The 17,625-nt window shown below is 37.1% G+C and carries 8 protein-coding genes; 5 read left to right on the top strand and 3 right to left on the bottom strand.

Annotation, left to right across the window (positions count from 1 at the left end):
- Nucleotides 1-729: 729 nt before the first annotated feature.
- Both MCY_RS05085 and MCY_RS05080 read right to left on the bottom strand, forming a co-directional pair.
- Nucleotides 730-5,382 carry a translocation/assembly module TamB domain-containing protein gene (locus tag MCY_RS05085; protein ID WP_007347302.1) on the bottom strand — a complete coding sequence of 1,551 codons (4,653 nt, stop codon included), beginning with the start codon at nt 5,380-5,382 and terminating at the stop codon, nt 730-732.
- Nucleotides 5,382-7,346, bottom strand: a complete 1,965-nt coding sequence (locus MCY_RS05080) for an autotransporter assembly complex protein TamA (protein ID WP_007347301.1) — start codon at nt 7,344-7,346, stop codon at nt 5,382-5,384. Before MCY_RS05080 ends, MCY_RS05085 begins: the two co-directional genes overlap by 1 nt.
- A 407-nt stretch (nt 7,347-7,753) precedes the next feature.
- On the opposite strand from MCY_RS05080, the gene MCY_RS05075 reads away from it, so the two are divergent.
- Nucleotides 7,754-9,286: a YifB family Mg chelatase-like AAA ATPase gene (locus MCY_RS05075; RefSeq protein WP_007347300.1), complete on the top strand. Its 1,533-nt coding sequence runs from the start codon at nt 7,754-7,756 to the stop codon at nt 9,284-9,286.
- An 11-nt stretch (nt 9,287-9,297) separates the two neighbouring features.
- Here MCY_RS05075 and MCY_RS05070 read toward each other — a convergent pair whose 3' ends face one another.
- Nucleotides 9,298-10,212, bottom strand: coding sequence for an ABC transporter substrate-binding protein (locus MCY_RS05070; RefSeq protein ID WP_007347299.1), 915 nt, complete (start codon nt 10,210-10,212; stop codon nt 9,298-9,300).
- A 763-nt stretch (nt 10,213-10,975) separates the two neighbouring features.
- On the opposite strand from MCY_RS05070, the gene gyrB reads away from it, so the two are divergent.
- From gyrB to coaBC, 4 genes are all read left to right on the top strand, one after another.
- Nucleotides 10,976-13,408 carry a DNA topoisomerase (ATP-hydrolyzing) subunit B gene (gyrB, locus tag MCY_RS05065; protein ID WP_007347298.1) on the top strand — a complete coding sequence of 811 codons (2,433 nt, stop codon included), beginning with the start codon at nt 10,976-10,978 and terminating at the stop codon, nt 13,406-13,408.
- Nucleotides 13,409-13,527: 119 nt separating this feature from the next.
- Entirely contained in the window at nt 13,528-14,310 is a 783-nt protein-coding gene (ubiE, locus tag MCY_RS05060) for a bifunctional demethylmenaquinone methyltransferase/2-methoxy-6-polyprenyl-1,4-benzoquinol methylase UbiE (RefSeq protein ID WP_007347297.1), read from the top strand.
- 2 nt (nt 14,311-14,312) lie between these two features.
- Nucleotides 14,313-15,899: a 2-polyprenylphenol 6-hydroxylase gene (ubiB, locus tag MCY_RS05055; protein ID WP_007347296.1), complete on the top strand. Its 1,587-nt coding sequence runs from the start codon at nt 14,313-14,315 to the stop codon at nt 15,897-15,899.
- 68 nt (nt 15,900-15,967) lie between these two features.
- A complete protein-coding gene (gene coaBC / locus MCY_RS05050; RefSeq protein ID WP_007347295.1) occupies nt 15,968-17,392 on the top strand; it encodes a bifunctional phosphopantothenoylcysteine decarboxylase/phosphopantothenate--cysteine ligase CoaBC in 1,425 nt (474 codons plus the stop codon).
- The last annotated feature ends 233 nt before the right edge of the window (nt 17,393-17,625 follow it).

The raw sequence follows: 17,625 nt of genomic DNA, 5'->3' as shown, positions 1-17,625 counted from the left end.
AATAGGCTTTGGAGATTTAAGACATATCTCATTAGAGTGTGCATATGAATTTACAACGCAATAGCATTTTATTTTGGGAAACTATTCATTATAAGAGAGGATATTCCACAAGAAAAGTGATCACATCAAAGAACACAATAAATAAAAATGTGAAATAATAGATCATTTTCGTTATTAAAAAATATTGCTTCAAATGCTTTTGAAAATAAAATCGGTACCTTATGAAGTCTAAATTATACACTTCAAAGAGCCGTATGAAATGGGACTGAACACGATGTTGCAAACAACTCTTGGTACTTAGAACGATTCATAAAAAGCATTTTTATGCTTTTCTTTCATATTTTTTTACCCATGCGGTCGTCCCTCTTCTGCTTATAACGTGCAAGTGAGTAATTTTTATTGCTTCAGCATACACAGATTTGAAATGAGAGAATTTTATGATATTCGTAGTTCTCATTCAACGAGTAAAAATGATTTATATATATAAATCAATATATTATTAATGTAGGATATTTCTCTAAAATAAATATACAATAAAAAAAATAATATACTCTCTTTCGTGTAGATTTTGTCTTTTTAGAGTATGTCATAAAGAAAAAATCAAATATTTTAGACATTCTCTTCACACCGCAATAAAACACTTCTCCTTTGAGTGTATTCCTAGTCTAGGATTCTTTCATCAAGCTTAGAAATGAGAAACAAAAAATTGCCTTTTTAAAAATTCAATCTTTAATAATCTCTTTCATAAAAGAGACCAATACTAGAATTTTGTTCATTGCTTATAGCACCTTTAGCTTTGAAATGACGTGAAATATCTAAATTAATCGTACCTTTCGTCATTCCATCAGATCCTGCTTCGAAGCCTAAGTAAATATTATTGTGTATGTAGCGTCCAATACGTAAACCTGTATTACCCTTTTCATTAACGATAACATCAAGATCATCAAGCCCAATTTTAGTTCGTAAAGTATTCAACAAAGATGTATTAGAAGACCCCGCAAGATTAGCTGCTGCTGCCGCAAGTTGAGCGATCTGAAATGGTGATAGTTCATTAAGAGAGCGATTAAAAATCAAACGTGCCAAAATTTCATCTTGAGGCAAATTCGGTTGTGAAGAAAAATTAATATCAAGATTATCAATCGTCCCACTTACAGTTACAGTGACGCGAATATCACCACTGTTATTGTTGGTTAAAAAATAAACTGTAGGATTAAGATTACCGCTAAAACTTGCTTGGCCTTGGTCAAAATTAAGATGTTGCGAAAGAATATCAAAACGTCCACGAATCATTTTAAATTCACCAACTGGATGCACATCATTCAATGAACCCGCTAGATTAATGCGTCCTCCCAATTCAGCATCTAACCCTCTTCCACGTACAAAAAATTGATTACGTGCTGTAATACGCATATTTGAGAACACAACAGATGAAGATTCTTGTGTGACAATACGGCTTTTGTTCGTATTCTTAACATCAGCACGCTCAAGTGTTGTTTGAATCGGTTTGGTTAAATTCTTATTTCTTACATCAAGAAACTTGGCATTTTGAAAATGATCAGGAACAAAAATTTCAGCTTTTTCAACAATGATATCACCACCAATAGCAAGATTACTCAAAAAATGTCCCATCATTGTCATTTTACCTGACAATGTTGCAAGAACCATAGAACCATCATTATAATTAACATTATCAAGATAAAATACTAAATCTGTCTCTAGATCATTAGAGATACGACCTGAAGCAGAAATTCCTCCCTCCTCAAATGAAGAAGCTGAAGCTTTCTCTATAAGAATATGATCTCCACTTAATTTGCCTTCAAGCGTTATATTATTCAATCCTATATTTGTTTGTGAATCAAAAAAACTACCGTCGCCTATCGAAATATTTCCTATCAATTGTGGCTTTGATAACGCACCATTAATAGCTGTATCAATTCTTGCTATACCCGTTATATGTGCACCACGCTTAGCTAATAAGAGATTAAAAAAATCAAGAGGCATGATACCTTTAGCGTTTAATTTCGCTTCTGAACCATTAAGAGAAACAGGCCCATGGATGGAAAGATCTAATCCTTTATCTCCGGTCGCTATCATATTTTCAATATGCAATGTCGATTTTTTATAAGAACCAAGAGCATTTATATTGACTGACATCGGCCCTTTAGGCGTCATAGCGGTTAAACTTTGACTAGAAAACTCAAAATGGGCAAATGGATCTTTTATTGTTCCTCCAATATCAATTTTACCTATTACCGTTCCATCAAGCGCTTGTCCTGCAATAAAACTATTCGCTAAACGTGCAGATAAATTTTGCAAATTAATATGGAGATCAAGCTTGTCTTTTTCTAAAGACACACGCCCCTGAGCTTGAGCTTGTACTCCTTCTCCTGTCAAATTTGCATCCAAAGTAAGATTCTGATCTAAGGTTTTCCCCGCAGCAGAAAGCGAAAAAGGCATAATTTTTTTATCTTGAAGAGCAACTGTTGTTAGTCCCTCACCTTTTATGTCATAGGTTATATTTGGTTTTTTTAAATAACCATGAATCATAACCTGCCCTGTTACACTCCCTGATGCTCCAAGATCGGGTTTCCACAAATTGGCTAAAGTAACAGGAAGAGAATTCATCGTAAGTTGCAAATTCAGGGTATCTTGAATATTCCCTGCAAGAACGATGTTGCCTCCATTTATTGCAATTTCTAATTCATTAATTGTCACCCCATCTTTATCAAAAACAATTATCGATGGTTTCGGCAATGTTGCATGAAGACTGTGTTGATTTAAATTTATAGTTTCAATCTGCACTTCTTTTTTTATGCCTTCTGGAAGTTCCATAACCATTACACGACCAGAAAAATGAGCATTGAGAGTATCAGGTAACATCGCTTGAACAGTAAAAACCGTTTGTCCATTACTTCTATTAGCCTGAGCATTTAAACGATTAACGATCATCAATGGTGTTTGAATATGTTCTGCATTAATAACTCCTTCAAATTGAATCATGCCAAAAGGATCGAATATATCACCATCTATTGCCAATTTTTTTATTGTATTCTTAGCAAAACTTAAATGATTAACAGATGCCTTCATATTGGCTACTTGTCTGCCATTTCGTTCATCAAAAATAAAATCTCCTTTTACTTTTCCACTACCATCCTGCAAAAATAATGCTGAAAGCACTGAAATATCATCGGCATCAATATGCAACGCTCCTCTCACAAAACCTCCAAGTTGTTGAGAAAGAGATCCCGTTATTTTTGCATTTCCCCCTCGAATATCGATATCTTCAAGTTTTCTCATTTTCTGAGAGTTTTGAAAAGAAGCAGATAAATGCAAAGGTTTTTTAGCAAAAGTTCCTTCACCTTTTACAACACCTTTTAAAGAAGTAATTGGCGTTGTATTATCCATAAGTGCCTCTATGTTAAACGTTGTGTTTTGAAGTGTCTTCCCTAAAACAAGCGCTTCAGACACATGGGTACGTGTATTGAGTTTTATATGACCATTGTGTCCTCTCGCCATACCTTGAATTGTAAGTGTACCGCTTATCTTCGGATCTAATTGGGTCAAATCAAATATTTGAGCAGACAAATCCATTTTAGCGCTTTCATCTGAAAAATAACCATCAGCCTTTATGTTTGCATATTGATTTTTCAAATTTAAATGACGTAAAATAACACCCATCGTATTTCGAGCAGCACCACCTGAAAGAGTGATATTTCCTTTGAATAAACGATCAAAAGGCTGCACGCCTATTTTCATATTATCAGCCATTCCTGATAATTTGAGATCAAAAACGCCACTCAACAAACTGATCGTTCCCTTGGCTTTAATATCTGCACTACCAGAGAGCGATTGTTTACTGAATATTTCTAAAAGAGCTAAGCTTTGAGCTTTTAAACCAAGATCACCTTTAAAAACAAAATGCTCCATTGTTCCCTTCAACCAAGAAGAAAAACCCTGAGCCGTAACACTAAAATCATGAATCAAAACTGGTTTTTTAGAAATAATATCAGTATCTAGATGCACATGTACCGCTTGACTTAAGTTTTCGACTAATGATCCCTTAACCTTTTTAACTCCTTGAAGCGTTCCATTAACTTGAACACCAACATGACGAGAAGCTGCATTATCAAGATTTTCGCTTACTCCTCCCATATCAAAAACTGCATCACGAATATAAATATTTTTATTGCTTAAATGATGTACAACCAATCGCCCATTCCAAGATTGTTGCCCTTCGCGACCATAGTCAATGGTCAAAGCAACAGTATTGGCAGATTTTGGCGCTTCTGATACAGATAAATGAACAGACTTCTTTTCATTATCAAGAGCCATTTTGCCATCAACAAAAAGCCGTCGCAAAAATCCATCGGCTGTTATTTCAGCATTAGCTATAACATTCATTGCTTTGCCCTCAAGAACTACTTGATCAAGATGTGTCACACCCTCTTTTGTCCTTCTGGCTGCTGCTTTCAACGTTACATCAGATTCAAAAACTTCACGATATTGAGAAGGCATTAAAGGACTCAGTGTACCCTCTAGTTTCGTAGAAAAACTGTATCCTTCTGAAACACTTGCAAAAATAACATTACCAGCTAAAATAGAGTGATGATCGGCTTCTAAAGAAAGTTTGATAACCAAATCATCAAAAGTACCATCACCTTTCATAGAAAAATTTAATGCTGGACGTTCTTCAATGTTAAAAATGTTTGCCAAAATACCATTTTGTGGCTCATTAGCAGAAATATCAATTTGAGCTGTACGATTACTCTCAGATATCTTGGTAAATATAGAAAAAGAACCTGGTGTATCTAAACGATGTGCCGCTATACCAACATCAAAATTACCACTCGCCAAAGTAAAATTGCCTTTTAAGGATATATCAGCAGCAAAACCAAAAAGATTCTGGTCAAACACCACATGCTGAGCTGTAAGCGTATCGATCGAAAGAGCAAACGGCAATTTTGAGAGAGAAAACTCACCAGTCTTAAAGGAAGAAACAAGAGAAGAAGTCCCTTGCGGTTTGCGTAAAAACGTAACCTGTTCTGCTGAAAGCTGATTAATATCCAGCCGCCCTCTTAGCAACGCCAGACGGTTCCAATTCATTTTAGCATTGGTAATTTTAAGCCAAACCCCTTTTTTATCACTGATCGTAATAGTATCAATTGATGTTTGAGAAGATAATGTCCCTTGTATATTGTGTAAATGAACTTGACGATTGGGCCCTGAAAGCTTGCGTTCAATGAAAGAAACAAACCATGAACGATCATCTGTTTTCATTTCGCTAGAGGAAAGCTTGTCTCCTCTTTGAGCAAAAACAAAACTGCTTATCCCAAAAAACAAAAATCCAAAGAAGAAAGCTGATAAATGTACACCTTTTTTCATTAAAATGCTTGTCCTATACCCACATAAAAACCAATGCGAGGATCTCCCTGCTCTCTCTTTAAAGGAAAGGCTAAATCAACGCGTAAAGGACCAAGACCCGTCATATAACGACCTCCTATACCGGCTCCCCATTTAATTTTTTGAGAAAAATCAAAATTCGCCTTTTCCCCGACAAAACCTCCATCAAGAAAACTGACAAGTCCTATTTTATCATTTAGAGAAACACGTAATTCTGTCGAAACCTCAACAAGCGCCTTTCCACCCACAATAGCATCATTTTTTGTTTTGACACCAATATTACGGTAAGCATAACCACGAACAGATCCACCGCCACCAGCAAAAAATAGCGTATCCGCAGGAACCTGGGCTGTATCACTCCCAAGAATTGTACCAAACTTTGCCCGCACTGCAAAAACAAAACGATTTCCCTCATCTAGCGCTCGATAAGAACGACCTTCTGCCGTTATTTTTGCTACAAAATTGCTAAAACGCATTTCATAAAAAGGCTCAATTAGAACTTCACCATACAAACCTTTTGTTGCATTAAACTTATTATTACGACTATCGTAAATCAAACCACTAGGAAACCCTATTGTTGTAAAGTTACGATTCCCCAAATAGATATCACGTGAATAACTATTCGAGACTTCTACAGCAGCTTGTCCCGATAAATTACCATTGAAAATATGCGTAATACCTAATTTCCCTTTTATCGCTTTTGTCGTGTAATTTTCTAGAATATCTTGTTGTATTTTGAATTCTGACCTGAAGTCTGTATCAGGCGTGAATACACCAGGCTTTATAAATGTACCACCGAAAAGATAATCAAATTTTTTAAAATTATACAATTGCTTTTTATCACTCCCAACACCATTTATCCTTGTCTCAAGTTTAAGGGTTTCTGCGTGACCAAAAAGATTGTTATGCATCCAATAAGCTTCAAAACCAGCACCATCTAATGTTGAATAGCTGCCACCTATACCGAAACGACGCGGTTTACGTTCTTGTACAACAAGCGTAATTGGTAAATGACCATCTGGATTAATGGTATCAGCTTCACGTATATTGATAGCACGAAAAACACCAAGACGCGCAAGACGCTCATTTGCCTTAGCTAGCGCATCGGAATTATATTTCTCACCTGTCTGCAATCCAGTCATCCATGCAATATAAGCTGAATCTACACGCGGTTTCTGACTTATATTACGAACACCTACAGGACCATAATAAGCCTTTTGTCCAGGATCAACAACAATTCGTCCTTCAACATGCAACGCAGCATGATCAGCGACGACCTCACTCCTCATAATTTTAGCTTTAGGATAACCTTGTTGACGCCACCCTTCTACCACCCATTTTTCTGCTTTCAAAACGGTTTCAGATTTGGCAATCGCTCCAACTTTATAACCCAATTCTTCCATTGTGGATATTTTATGCTTTTTATGTTTTGCAAGCGGAGCAACTTTATCAATATTCGCAAAACTAAAAACATATTGTGGGCCGGCATTAATCGTAATAACGATATTGGATTGTGCTGGAAGTTGAGTGACCGGACTTAAATCAGCGACTTCTAAACCATTAATTTTAATACTAATAACACCACCGTAACGTCCATCAGCATAAAGAGCAGAAAGAATTGCTCGATAATCTGAACGTGCTTTAGCTAATAAACCGGAAGAACTAGCAGATGTTTTCTCTTTATCAGCAACAAGAGAAGAGACAGATTTAACTATTTTTATACCTTCTAAGGGTGCCCCTGGCGGGGAAACAATATCAACTTTATAAAATCTCTCTGTACTTTTAACAGGATGTGAAGGAGAACTTGTTTCCTTTTGACCCCCAAAAGAGAGACCGAAAAAATCAAAAGCAGCAAGCGGCTGTGGAAAAGCAAAAGCAAAACTCAAGCCTATAAATACACAGCGCATAGTTCCTGATTTTAATAAAATTCTTATCTGGTATACCATAAAATCAGATACCTTCTAATACACTTTGCATTTACTACGCTTTAAATAATATAAAAATAAGAACAATAAATATAACTACGTTGAATATTTTACACGTTTTATCACATCAAATAACACTCTGCGATATATAACGTCACCCGTCCCCTATATCTTCACAAAATCTTGCACTGTTGCGTAATACGAACAGTCTTGTTCTTTGTTTTTTAACATATTTATTTAGCTTATTATAAATTATTACGCAACATATTATCATGGTTAAATTTGTATAAATAACTTGACTATGAAAACGCTATAAAAACCTACTATATGTATATAAATCTCTCCATTAAAAAAACCATAGAAATGCTTCTTGATTTTTATCTATAGATATGATTGTCTTTGTTAAATCTAAGGGGGAAAATAAATAAATGATCGCACGCATTACAACTGTTGCTTTTCGCGGTCTAGAAGCAATCCCTGTCGATGTACAGGTTATGATTTCATCTGGTAAAATAGGAATGGCTATTGTGGGATTAGCCGATAAGGCAGTCGCGGAAAGCCGTGAACGCATACAAGCAGCTCTCCATGCTTGTGGACTTTCTATGCCAACCAAGCGTATTACAATTAACCTGGCACCAGCTGATTTGCCTAAAGAGGGATCACATTATGATTTGCCAATTGCCGTAGGATTAATGCTTGCTATGGGAATCCTTCCTCCCGAAGTAGCCCAAGACTATATCATTTTAGGTGAACTGTCATTGGATGGTTCACTGACCGCTGTCAATGGCGTTTTACCAGCGACCATGACAGCTGTATCACTTAATAAAGGACTGATTTGTCCCTTTCAATGTGGACCTGAAGCTGCATGGGTAAATGCAGAAATAAATATTCTTGCCCCTGAAACTCTTCTCACTATCGTCAATCACTTTAAAGGAACCCAAATTCAAAGGCGTCCACAACCGCGCCAATATACTATCGAAACTGAACTTCCAGATCTTTGCGAAATCAAAGGACAAAAAACAGCCAAACGTGCCTTAGAAGTTTGTGCTGCTGGACGCCATAACCTTTTGTTTGTCGGTCCTCCTGGTGCTGGAAAATCCATGTTAGCCCAACGCTTACCTTCTATTTTACCCCCGCTTGATAGTCGCGAGCTTTTAGATGTTTGTCTGATTGCATCTATTACAGGAGAAACAATTCACAAAACCATTTCACTTCATTGCCCCTTTCGTTCTCCACATCACTCTGCTTCTATGGCCGCAATGATTGGTGGGGGGCTTAAAGGACGACCGGGAGAAGTTTCACTTGCCCATAATGGCGTGTTATTTCTTGATGAATTGCCTGAATTTTCTCCGCAAGTTCTTGATTCTCTTCGTCAACCTTTAGAAAATGGGGAAGCGGTTATCGCTAGGGCTAATCATCGTATCAGCTATCCTGCTCATTTTCAACTCATTGCCGCAATGAATCCTTGCCGATGTGGTATGGCAGGAGAAAAAGGCTATGTTTGTGCTAAAGGAACACGCTGTCAAATCGATTATCAATCCCGTATTTCTGGTCCGCTTCTCGATCGAATTGATTTACGGATTGATGTTCCTGCTTTGACAGCTATGGACCTTATGGAACCAGAGCATTCAGAAAAAAGCTGTGATGTTGCTAAACGCGTCACACGGTGCCGTACCATTCAAGTTAAACGTTTTGCAACACTAGGGTTGGATCATATCCGAACCAATGGCGATTGCCCTGCCAAAATTATAGAACAAATTGCCATTCCTGATAAAAATGCAGCCACACTCTTACGAAATGTGAGTGAAAAAATGCACCTTTCTGCACGTGCTTATCATCGTATTCTCAAAGTTGCACGTACAATTGCTGATCTTGATGGATCCGATAAACTTTCACGCCATCATCTTGCAGAAGCCATCTCCTATCGACTCGGTACAGAAAGATTAACAGCTCTTAACTAAAAAACTGTTCATCAGTAAAAACTTATTGGAAAATAACGTAAATAAAGCTCTGTAAGTTTACCATCTTCTTCTAAAGATTTTAGGGCATAATTGAGGATATCAATCAATTTTTCGTTCTTTTTTGCAACAGCAAGCTGCATTCCTTGCCCTAATAACTGTGGTGCTATATATGCCCCCCCAACAAAATGGTAGCAATTAAAAGATTTTTGATTTTTGAACCACAACGATAAAGCAAATCCATCATCAAAAATAAGGTCAATTTTATGCTCCTGTAAGGCTTTATAGAGCTCTTCCCTCTCTTTAAATCTTTGCAGTTTTGCTTTAGGAAAATAGGAATGAAAGAGCTTTTCGTGAACGCTTTTAGATAAAACACCACTGGTTAAATGGACCAATTGTTCGTTTATTGATTCATCGAGATTTAATTTGCGAGAAGCAACAAATCGCGCAGGAAAGCGCAAATATGGCTTTGTAAAAACAAGATCTTGCTGGGTTTGACTTGTTTCTTTTAAACCCGCAATAATGACTTCTGCACCACCATTTTTGACATGTTCTACAAGCTCTTTCCAAGGAACCACTTCTACTTCACAAAATTTCTCTAATTTTAATTTTGAGCAAATAGCACGCAATAAATCGATATTATAACCTGCAATACGGCCCGTTTGATCAAGAAAATTAAAAGGAGGAAAATCAAAAGTTGTCACAAAACGCAAACGAGTAATATCCCTGGTATCAGGTTGTACCAAATGTTCACGTGCACCAAAAAAAAAAGGTAACCTTTCAGCTATTTCAGCTTTTGCGTAAGAGAAAAATAGAAATCCCCCTGCTACAAATAAAATACGAATAAAAATAGCGTATAGATTATGAAGTAAAAAATACTGTAAACGCCATTGAAGATGTTTTACATATATAGGTTTTCTTATTTTCAAAATCTCTCCCCTATTTTTCAAAGATAAGATATAATTCTGCTTAACTATTATCTAATGCATTTCACTAAAATATCTCCCGCTTAATAACTAAAATTCTTGCTTTTTTTTAACTGTTAAAAATTTCAACAGTTTTCGTATATTTTTTTGAAATAGGTTTTAAAATGCTTAAACTTCTGATCTCATTGAAAAAATGAACCTTATAGCATTCATAATTATTTGATGTTATGCTCTCGTAAAATAAATCTGAAAACATCGAGAAATACTTCTAAGTTTGAAATATTAAAAATAAATAATGGTATCACACTTTACACAATTTTAAAATTTACGTTTAAAGATTAATTGATCTCGTCCAAAAAGTTTAAAGAAAAAGAGTTTATACCAACTTTGTCCTGTAAACAGTTGACTTCTCTTGAGAAATTATTACGCTTTTAATTTCTTTTGTCTTCCCATGTATGCGATTCACTTAACAAAAATCTATACGGATAAGCTCTGCTTTGAATATTTATCACGAACTGTAAAAATACTTAAATATATCAAAGATGCGCTTACTTGTTATATATTACCGCTCTAAATTACGATGTTTTACTGTATAATCATTTAATATCGTTTCATCATTTGCCCCATTATATATCGACAGATATTGAATCTAGAGCTGATATACGGTAAATGTTTAGCGTAGTTATTCCATAAATAACTGATCAGAACATTGAGCGTAAAAAAGCGATTAAGATATTGTAAATTGAACACAGGAATGGACTAACTTATGAGTGATGAAATAACCTCACTGACACAAAGTAATGACTATGGAGCCGCTTCTATAAAAGTTCTCAAAGGTCTTGATGCTGTACGCAAACGTCCTGGTATGTATATCGGTGATACTGATGATGGATCAGGATTACATCATATGGTCTATGAAGTTGTAGACAATGCTATCGATGAGGCTTTAGCTGGTCATGCGACTCTTATAAACGTAACACTCCATGCTGATGGTTCCTGTTCTGTTCGTGACAATGGACGTGGAATTCCAACAGATATCCATCCAACAGAAGGTATTTCTGCCGCTGAAGTTATCATGACACAGCTTCATGCCGGCGGAAAATTTGACCAAAACTCTTATAAAGTTTCAGGTGGATTACACGGTGTTGGTGTCTCTGTTGTGAATGCACTCTCTGTTTGGCTTAAATTGCAAATCAGAAGAAATGGTAAAATTCATGCAATATCATTTACTCATGGGGTGGCTGATGCTCCATTAAAAGTGGTAGGCGACTGTGATCAAGAAAGTGGAACAGAAATTAGATTTTTACCAAGCTCTGAAACATTTACTATGGTTGAGTTTGATTTTGAAACTTTAGAGCGTCGGCTACGGGAATTGGCCTTTCTAAATTCTGGAGTTCATATTCTCCTTGTTGACGAGCGTCATGCTGATATTCAATCTGTTGAATTACATTATGAAGGAGGATTAACAGAGTTTGTTAAATATATTGATCAATCAAAAAAAGCGCTCCTAGACACCCCTATTTACATTGCAAATGAAAAAGATGGTATGAGCGTTGATGTTGCCCTATGGTGGAATGATTCTTACCATGAAAAAGTCTTGTGTTTTACCAATAATATTCCTCAGCGTGATGGTGGAACACATTTAATCGGTTTTAGAAGTGCTCTTACACGTCAAATTAATGGTTATGCTGAATCTTCAGGTATTGCCAAAAAAGAAAAAGTAAATTTAACCGGTGATGATTGTCGTGAAGGATTAACAGCTATTCTTTCTGTCAAAGTTCCTGATCCCAAATTTTCTTCACAAACAAAGGACAAATTGGTTTCTTCTGAAGTGCGCCCTGTTGTTGAAAATTTGGTCAACGAAGGTCTTTCAATATGGCTGGAAGAACACCCCAATGAAGCAAAGCTTCTCATTAGTAAAGTAGTGGAAGCTGCAACCGCACGTGAAGCAGCACGCAAAGCACGTGAACTCACAAGGCGAAAAGGAGCGCTTGATATTACTTCTCTTCCAGGAAAACTTGCCGATTGCCAAGAACGTGATCCTGAAAAATCAGAAATCTTTATCGTCGAGGGAGATTCGGCAGGTGGTTCAGCAAAAAGTGGACGCTCACGTCAAAATCAAGCAATTTTACCCCTCCGTGGTAAAATCCTCAATGTTGAACGAGCGCGATTCGATCGTATGCTCTCATCTGAGATGATTGGAACATTGATTACAGCTCTTGGAACCTCTATCGGTAAAGATGAATTTTCACCCGATAAATTACGTTATCATAAGATTATTATCATGACAGATGCGGACGTTGATGGAGCCCATATTCGTACTTTGCTGCTTACTTTCTTTTTTAGACAAATGCCCGAGTTGATTGAACGGGGACATCTTTATATTGCTCAACCACCTCTTTATAAAGTATCGCGTGGAAAATCTTCTCAATATATTAAAAATGAAGCCGCTTTTGAAGAATTCTTGATCGATACTGGACTAGAAGAAACAACGCTTGAACTTTCAACAGGAGAAGTTCGTGCCGGAGCTGATTTATATCAACTTGCTAAAGATGCTCGTATATTACGTCAACTTTTAAATGGTCTTCATACACGTTATGATCGCAATATTGTTGAGCAAGCAGCCATTGTTGGTGCTTTTAACCCTAAAGCCTTTGCAACACAAGAAAAAGCGCAAAAAATAGCAGATGCTATAGCACACCGCCTTAATCTGATTGCTGATGAGATAGAACAGGGGTGGAGTGGTCAATATATAAAAGATGGAAGTTTATGTTTTGAGCGTATTTTGCGAGGCGTTAAAGATGTTATCACACTTGATGCAGGGCTTATAAACTCAACGGATGCACGTCAAATTGATCGCATGTCCCAAAATTTTAGCGACCTATATCATCCTCCTCTTCTTTTACACCGCAAAGATAAAACGGAGCATATTTTTGGACCTATAAGCCTTTTAGAGAGCATTTTTACAAACGGTAAAAAGGGTATTACTCTTCAGCGTTATAAAGGTCTTGGGGAAATGAATGCTGAACAGCTTTGGGAAACAACGCTTGATCCCAATGCGCGTTCTCTTTTGCAAGTAAAAATTAATGATGCAACCGATGCAGATTCACTCTTTTCTCGTCTAATGGGTGATGAAGTTGAACCTAGACGTATTTTTATTCAAGACAATGCTTTAAGCGTTGCCAATCTTGATATCTAAAGGTACTCTTCTGTTTTTGGTTGTATAAACGTCATAGTTTTAGACGTTGTTTTTTCGTATTTGAACATTACCTCTCTATTTCATTTACGATAAAAGAAAAATAAGGAAGGTCATAATACATGGCAACTGAAACAGAACGTGTAGGAGCCAAAGGTGGTATGGAACACTCCTTTGGTTTTACAAAAGTTGATGAAACACAAAAACAATCTATGGTGAATGGTGTGTTTCATTCTGTTGCTGAAAATTATGACAAGATGAATGATATTTTATCCTTAGGGATACACCGTGTGTGGAAAAATTCTATGGTTGCATGGCTTTCTCCACCGGCATTTTCTCATTGGAAAGTTCTTGATGTCGCTGGTGGTACAGGTGATATTGCTTTTCGCATCCTTAATGCTTCACGTCAAAAAGCCCATGCTACAGTACTTGATATCAATGAATCTATGCTCAACGTTGGCAAACAACGCGCACAAAAAAATGGTCTTGCCTCCTTGATTGATTTTGTTGAAGCCAATGCAGAATACCTCCCCTTTGAAGATCAAAGCTTTGACGCTTACACGATTGCTTTTGGAATTCGTAATGTCCCTCATATTGATCAAGCCCTTAAAGAAGCTTTTCGTGTTTTAAAGCTCGGTGGACGTTTCTTATGTTTAGAATTTTCAAATGTCGAGATGCCTCTACTGGATAAAATTTATGATCTTTGGTCTTTCCATGCTATCCCTAAGATAGGGCAATTTATTGCAAATGATGGCGATGCTTATCGTTATTTAGTTGAATCTATTCGAAAATTTCCTAAACAAGATGATTTTGCCCATATGATCAAGAAAGCGGGATTTTCGCGCGTATCGTACCGTAATCTCACCGGCGCGATTGCAACACTGCATTCAGGTTGGAAAATTTAAAAATGGTGCAAATTTCTCCTTACTTTCAATTGATGCGGGCCGGGTGGATTTTAACACGTGAAGGTGTTTTAAGTGCTCTTCCTCACGATGATCTTCAAGGATTTCCAGCATTGTGCCATCGTATAGCGCGTGTATTAGCACGACGCAAAACGAAAAAGAAACAGCGATCTGAAAATATTTCGTATGCCATCAATAAGCTTGGACCCTCTTACATAAAACTTGGTCAATTTCTTGCTACAAGACCTGATATTGTTGGACGTAATGTTGCAGATGACTTGTCACAACTACAAGATCATGTCCAAACATTTTCTTGTACCGCTGCTATTGCTCAAATTGAAAGTTCTCTTGGTCGCTCTATTGATGATTTATTCGTAAATTTTTATCCCCCCATTGCCGCTGCTTCTATTGCTCAGGTTCATCCTGCTGAATATATTAATGAAACCGGTCATAAGAAAAAATGCGCTGTAAAAGTCATTCGTCCTAATATTAGAGCACGTTTTTCTAAAGATCTTAGAGGATTCTATCTCATTGCTCATTTACAAGAGCGTTATATCCCTGCCTCTCGAAGACTACGTCCTGTTCGTGTAGTGGATACTTTAGCACAAACTACACGCCTTGAAATGGATTTACGCTTAGAAGCAGCAGCTATATCTGAAATGGCTGAAAATATTCAACATGATACAGGCTTTCGGGTTCCAAGTATTAATTGGGAACGGACAGGACGTAATGTTCTCACAATGGAATGGATTGATGGTATAAGGATATCTGAAGTTTCCAAACTCAAAGAAGCAGGATTTGATTTACAGGCACTTGCCATTACACTTATTCAATCTTTTCTACGCCACACATTACGTGATGGTTTTTTTCATGCCGATATGCATCCTGGTAATTTATTTGTAGACTCACAAGGATGTATTGTAGCTGTTGATCTAGGCATTACAGGACGACTTGGAAAAAAAGAAAAGCATTTCCTTGCTGAAATCCTTTACGGCTTTATTACCCGGGATTACCACAGAGTAGCACGCGCGCATTTTGAAGCAGGCTATGTCCCTCCATACCACAATATTGAAAGCTTTGCGCAAGCCAATCGCGCTATTGGTGAACCAATTCACGGACAATCAGCACAAAGTATTTCCATGGCTAAGTTGCTCACATTGTTATTTGAAGTCACTGAATTGTTTGATATGCAAACGCGGCCTGAACTTTTATTGCTACAAAAAACTATGGTTGTCGTGGAAGGCGTTGCCCGCATATTAGATCCCAATTTTAATATGTGGAAAGCTTCTGAACCCATTGTCAGAGAATGGATTAATAAAAATTTAGGTCCCATAGGCCTTGCAAAAGACTTTAGTGAAGGAGCACAAGCTATCCTTGCGCTGGCACGCAAAACACCACAACTTGTCCAAAATCTCCAACATATAGAAGAAAATTTCAACCAAATGAAAAAAACAGGTTTTAATCTTTCTCCTGCTACCCTCAAACAACTTGCTATCGAACAAAGTCGTAGAAACCGTTATAGTCGTTATAACCTCTTCATCATTGCACTTTGTTGCATTTGTCTTACTTTTTACTTTTTTCATCTTTTCTAATCTTCTTAATATGCTAAAAATATCAATAATGAAATCATTGCAATCATTTTATTTCTTGAAGGTATTTTATGGCTAGCATTACTATTCGTAACCTGTCTCCTGAGACCAAAGAATCTTTGCGCATACGTGCCGCGCAAAATGGTATTTCTATGGAAGAAGAAGCCCGTCGTCTCTTAAATAATCACACAAATCTCACTATACAACCCTCTCATGCCAGTGCTATTGAAGTGCAATCATTGCAATCAAAATCTCTCCTTCTTATTATTGGTGGAAGTATTGCATCTTATAAAGCGCTTGATCTCATTCGTCGTTTACAAGAACGTGGAGCAAACTTAAAAGTCATAATGACAAAAGCAGCACAAAAATTTATTACCACTTTAGCTGCTGAAGCTTTAAGCGGTGGTACCGTATATACTGATTTATTTTCACGCGAAGAAGAACATGATATCGGACATATCCGTTTGGCACGTAATGCTGACCTTATCATTTTAGCTCCCGCTACAGCTAATAGAATTGCAAAAATAGCCAATGGCATAGGGGATGATCTGGCTGATTGTGTTCTTTTAGCAGCACGCTGCCCCCTCTTAATTGCACCCGCTATGAATCCAGCCATGTGGGCGCATCCAGCAACTATTCGTAATGTTGCGCAATTGCGCGCAGATGGCGTTCATATCATCGGACCAGAAATCGGAAATATGGCTGAACGTGATGAGACAGGATATGGACGCATGAGCGAACCTTTAACCATTGTCGCTGCCATAGAGAGCCTTTTTAATGTCCATGAAAAACCTCTTTATGGCCGCCATTTCATCGTTACATCTGGCCCTACCCATGAACCAATTGATCCAGTGCGTTATCTTGCTAATCGATCTTCTGGTAAACAAGGTCATGCCATTGCAACCGTTCTTGCGCATTTGGGTGCAAAAGTAACACTTATTTGTGGACCTGTTAATCTTGCAGACCCACAAAAAGTAAAAACCATTCATGTTGAAACAGCACAACAGATGTTACAAGCCGTTCAAACCGCATTGCCGGCTGATGGTGCTATCTTTGTTGCCGCTGTTTGTGACTGGCGCAGTCAAACACAATCTTTACACAAAATTAAAAAAAATACTCATAAAACACCACCATCCCTTCATATGGTTGAAAATCCTGACATTTTAGCAACAATTGGACATGCTCCAAACCGTCCCTCATTGGTCATTGGTTTTGCTGCTGAAACATGTGATATTATTGCCAATGCGCAAAAAAAACTGATCGAAAAAGGAGTTGATTTCATTCTTGCTAATGATATTTCTCTTCACTCTGACGGCACGAGTGTCATGGGCTCTGATACAAATCAAATTTATCTCGTGAGTAGAGAAAAAGTTGAACAATGGCCACATATGAGTAAACAACATTTAGCGCAAAAATTAGCAAACATGATCGTATCATTTTTTATCTCCCAGACACCTACTTCTCATAAGAAAAAGACGCTCCATTTCAAAGAATAACTCTTCAAATACTTTGATATTAAAATACCTCATAAAGTAGGGCTAACAATAGGTGTCTATCCATCACAACTAGATTAAAAATCTCATCTCATCGTAGGCTTCATAAAGAGTAGAATCTATTATACGATTGTCTCTTAAACTTATAAAAAAGCAGAGCAGCACCATCATTCACTTTATCAGTCTTCAATTTTGCGAAAGCTCTTGTACTGGAGAAAAAGTCATAAAAGCACGTT

Source organism: Bartonella rattimassiliensis 15908 (genome assembly GCF_000278215.1).
GTDB classification, from domain to species: domain Bacteria; phylum Pseudomonadota; class Alphaproteobacteria; order Rhizobiales; family Rhizobiaceae; genus Bartonella; species Bartonella rattimassiliensis.
Note: the sequence above shows the minus strand (reverse complement) of the source record. Positions and strands in the feature narration are given on the sequence as shown.

Excerpts from the sequence above, each read along its gene's own strand:
- MCY_RS05085 (WP_007347302.1), bottom strand. The coding sequence starts at position 5,382 with ATGAAAAAAGGTGTACATTTATCAGCTTTCTTCTTTGGATTTTTGTTT.
- MCY_RS05080 (WP_007347301.1), bottom strand. The coding sequence starts at position 7,346 with ATGGTATACCAGATAAGAATTTTATTAAAATCAGGAACTATGCGCTGT.
- MCY_RS05075 (WP_007347300.1), top strand. The coding sequence starts at position 7,754 with ATGATCGCACGCATTACAACTGTTGCTTTTCGCGGTCTAGAAGCAATC.
- gyrB (WP_007347298.1), top strand. The coding sequence starts at position 10,976 with ATGAGTGATGAAATAACCTCACTGACACAAAGTAATGACTATGGAGCC.
- ubiE (WP_007347297.1), top strand. The coding sequence starts at position 13,528 with ATGGCAACTGAAACAGAACGTGTAGGAGCCAAAGGTGGTATGGAACAC.
- ubiB (WP_007347296.1), top strand. The coding sequence starts at position 14,313 with ATGGTGCAAATTTCTCCTTACTTTCAATTGATGCGGGCCGGGTGGATT.
- coaBC (WP_007347295.1), top strand. The coding sequence starts at position 15,968 with ATGGCTAGCATTACTATTCGTAACCTGTCTCCTGAGACCAAAGAATCT.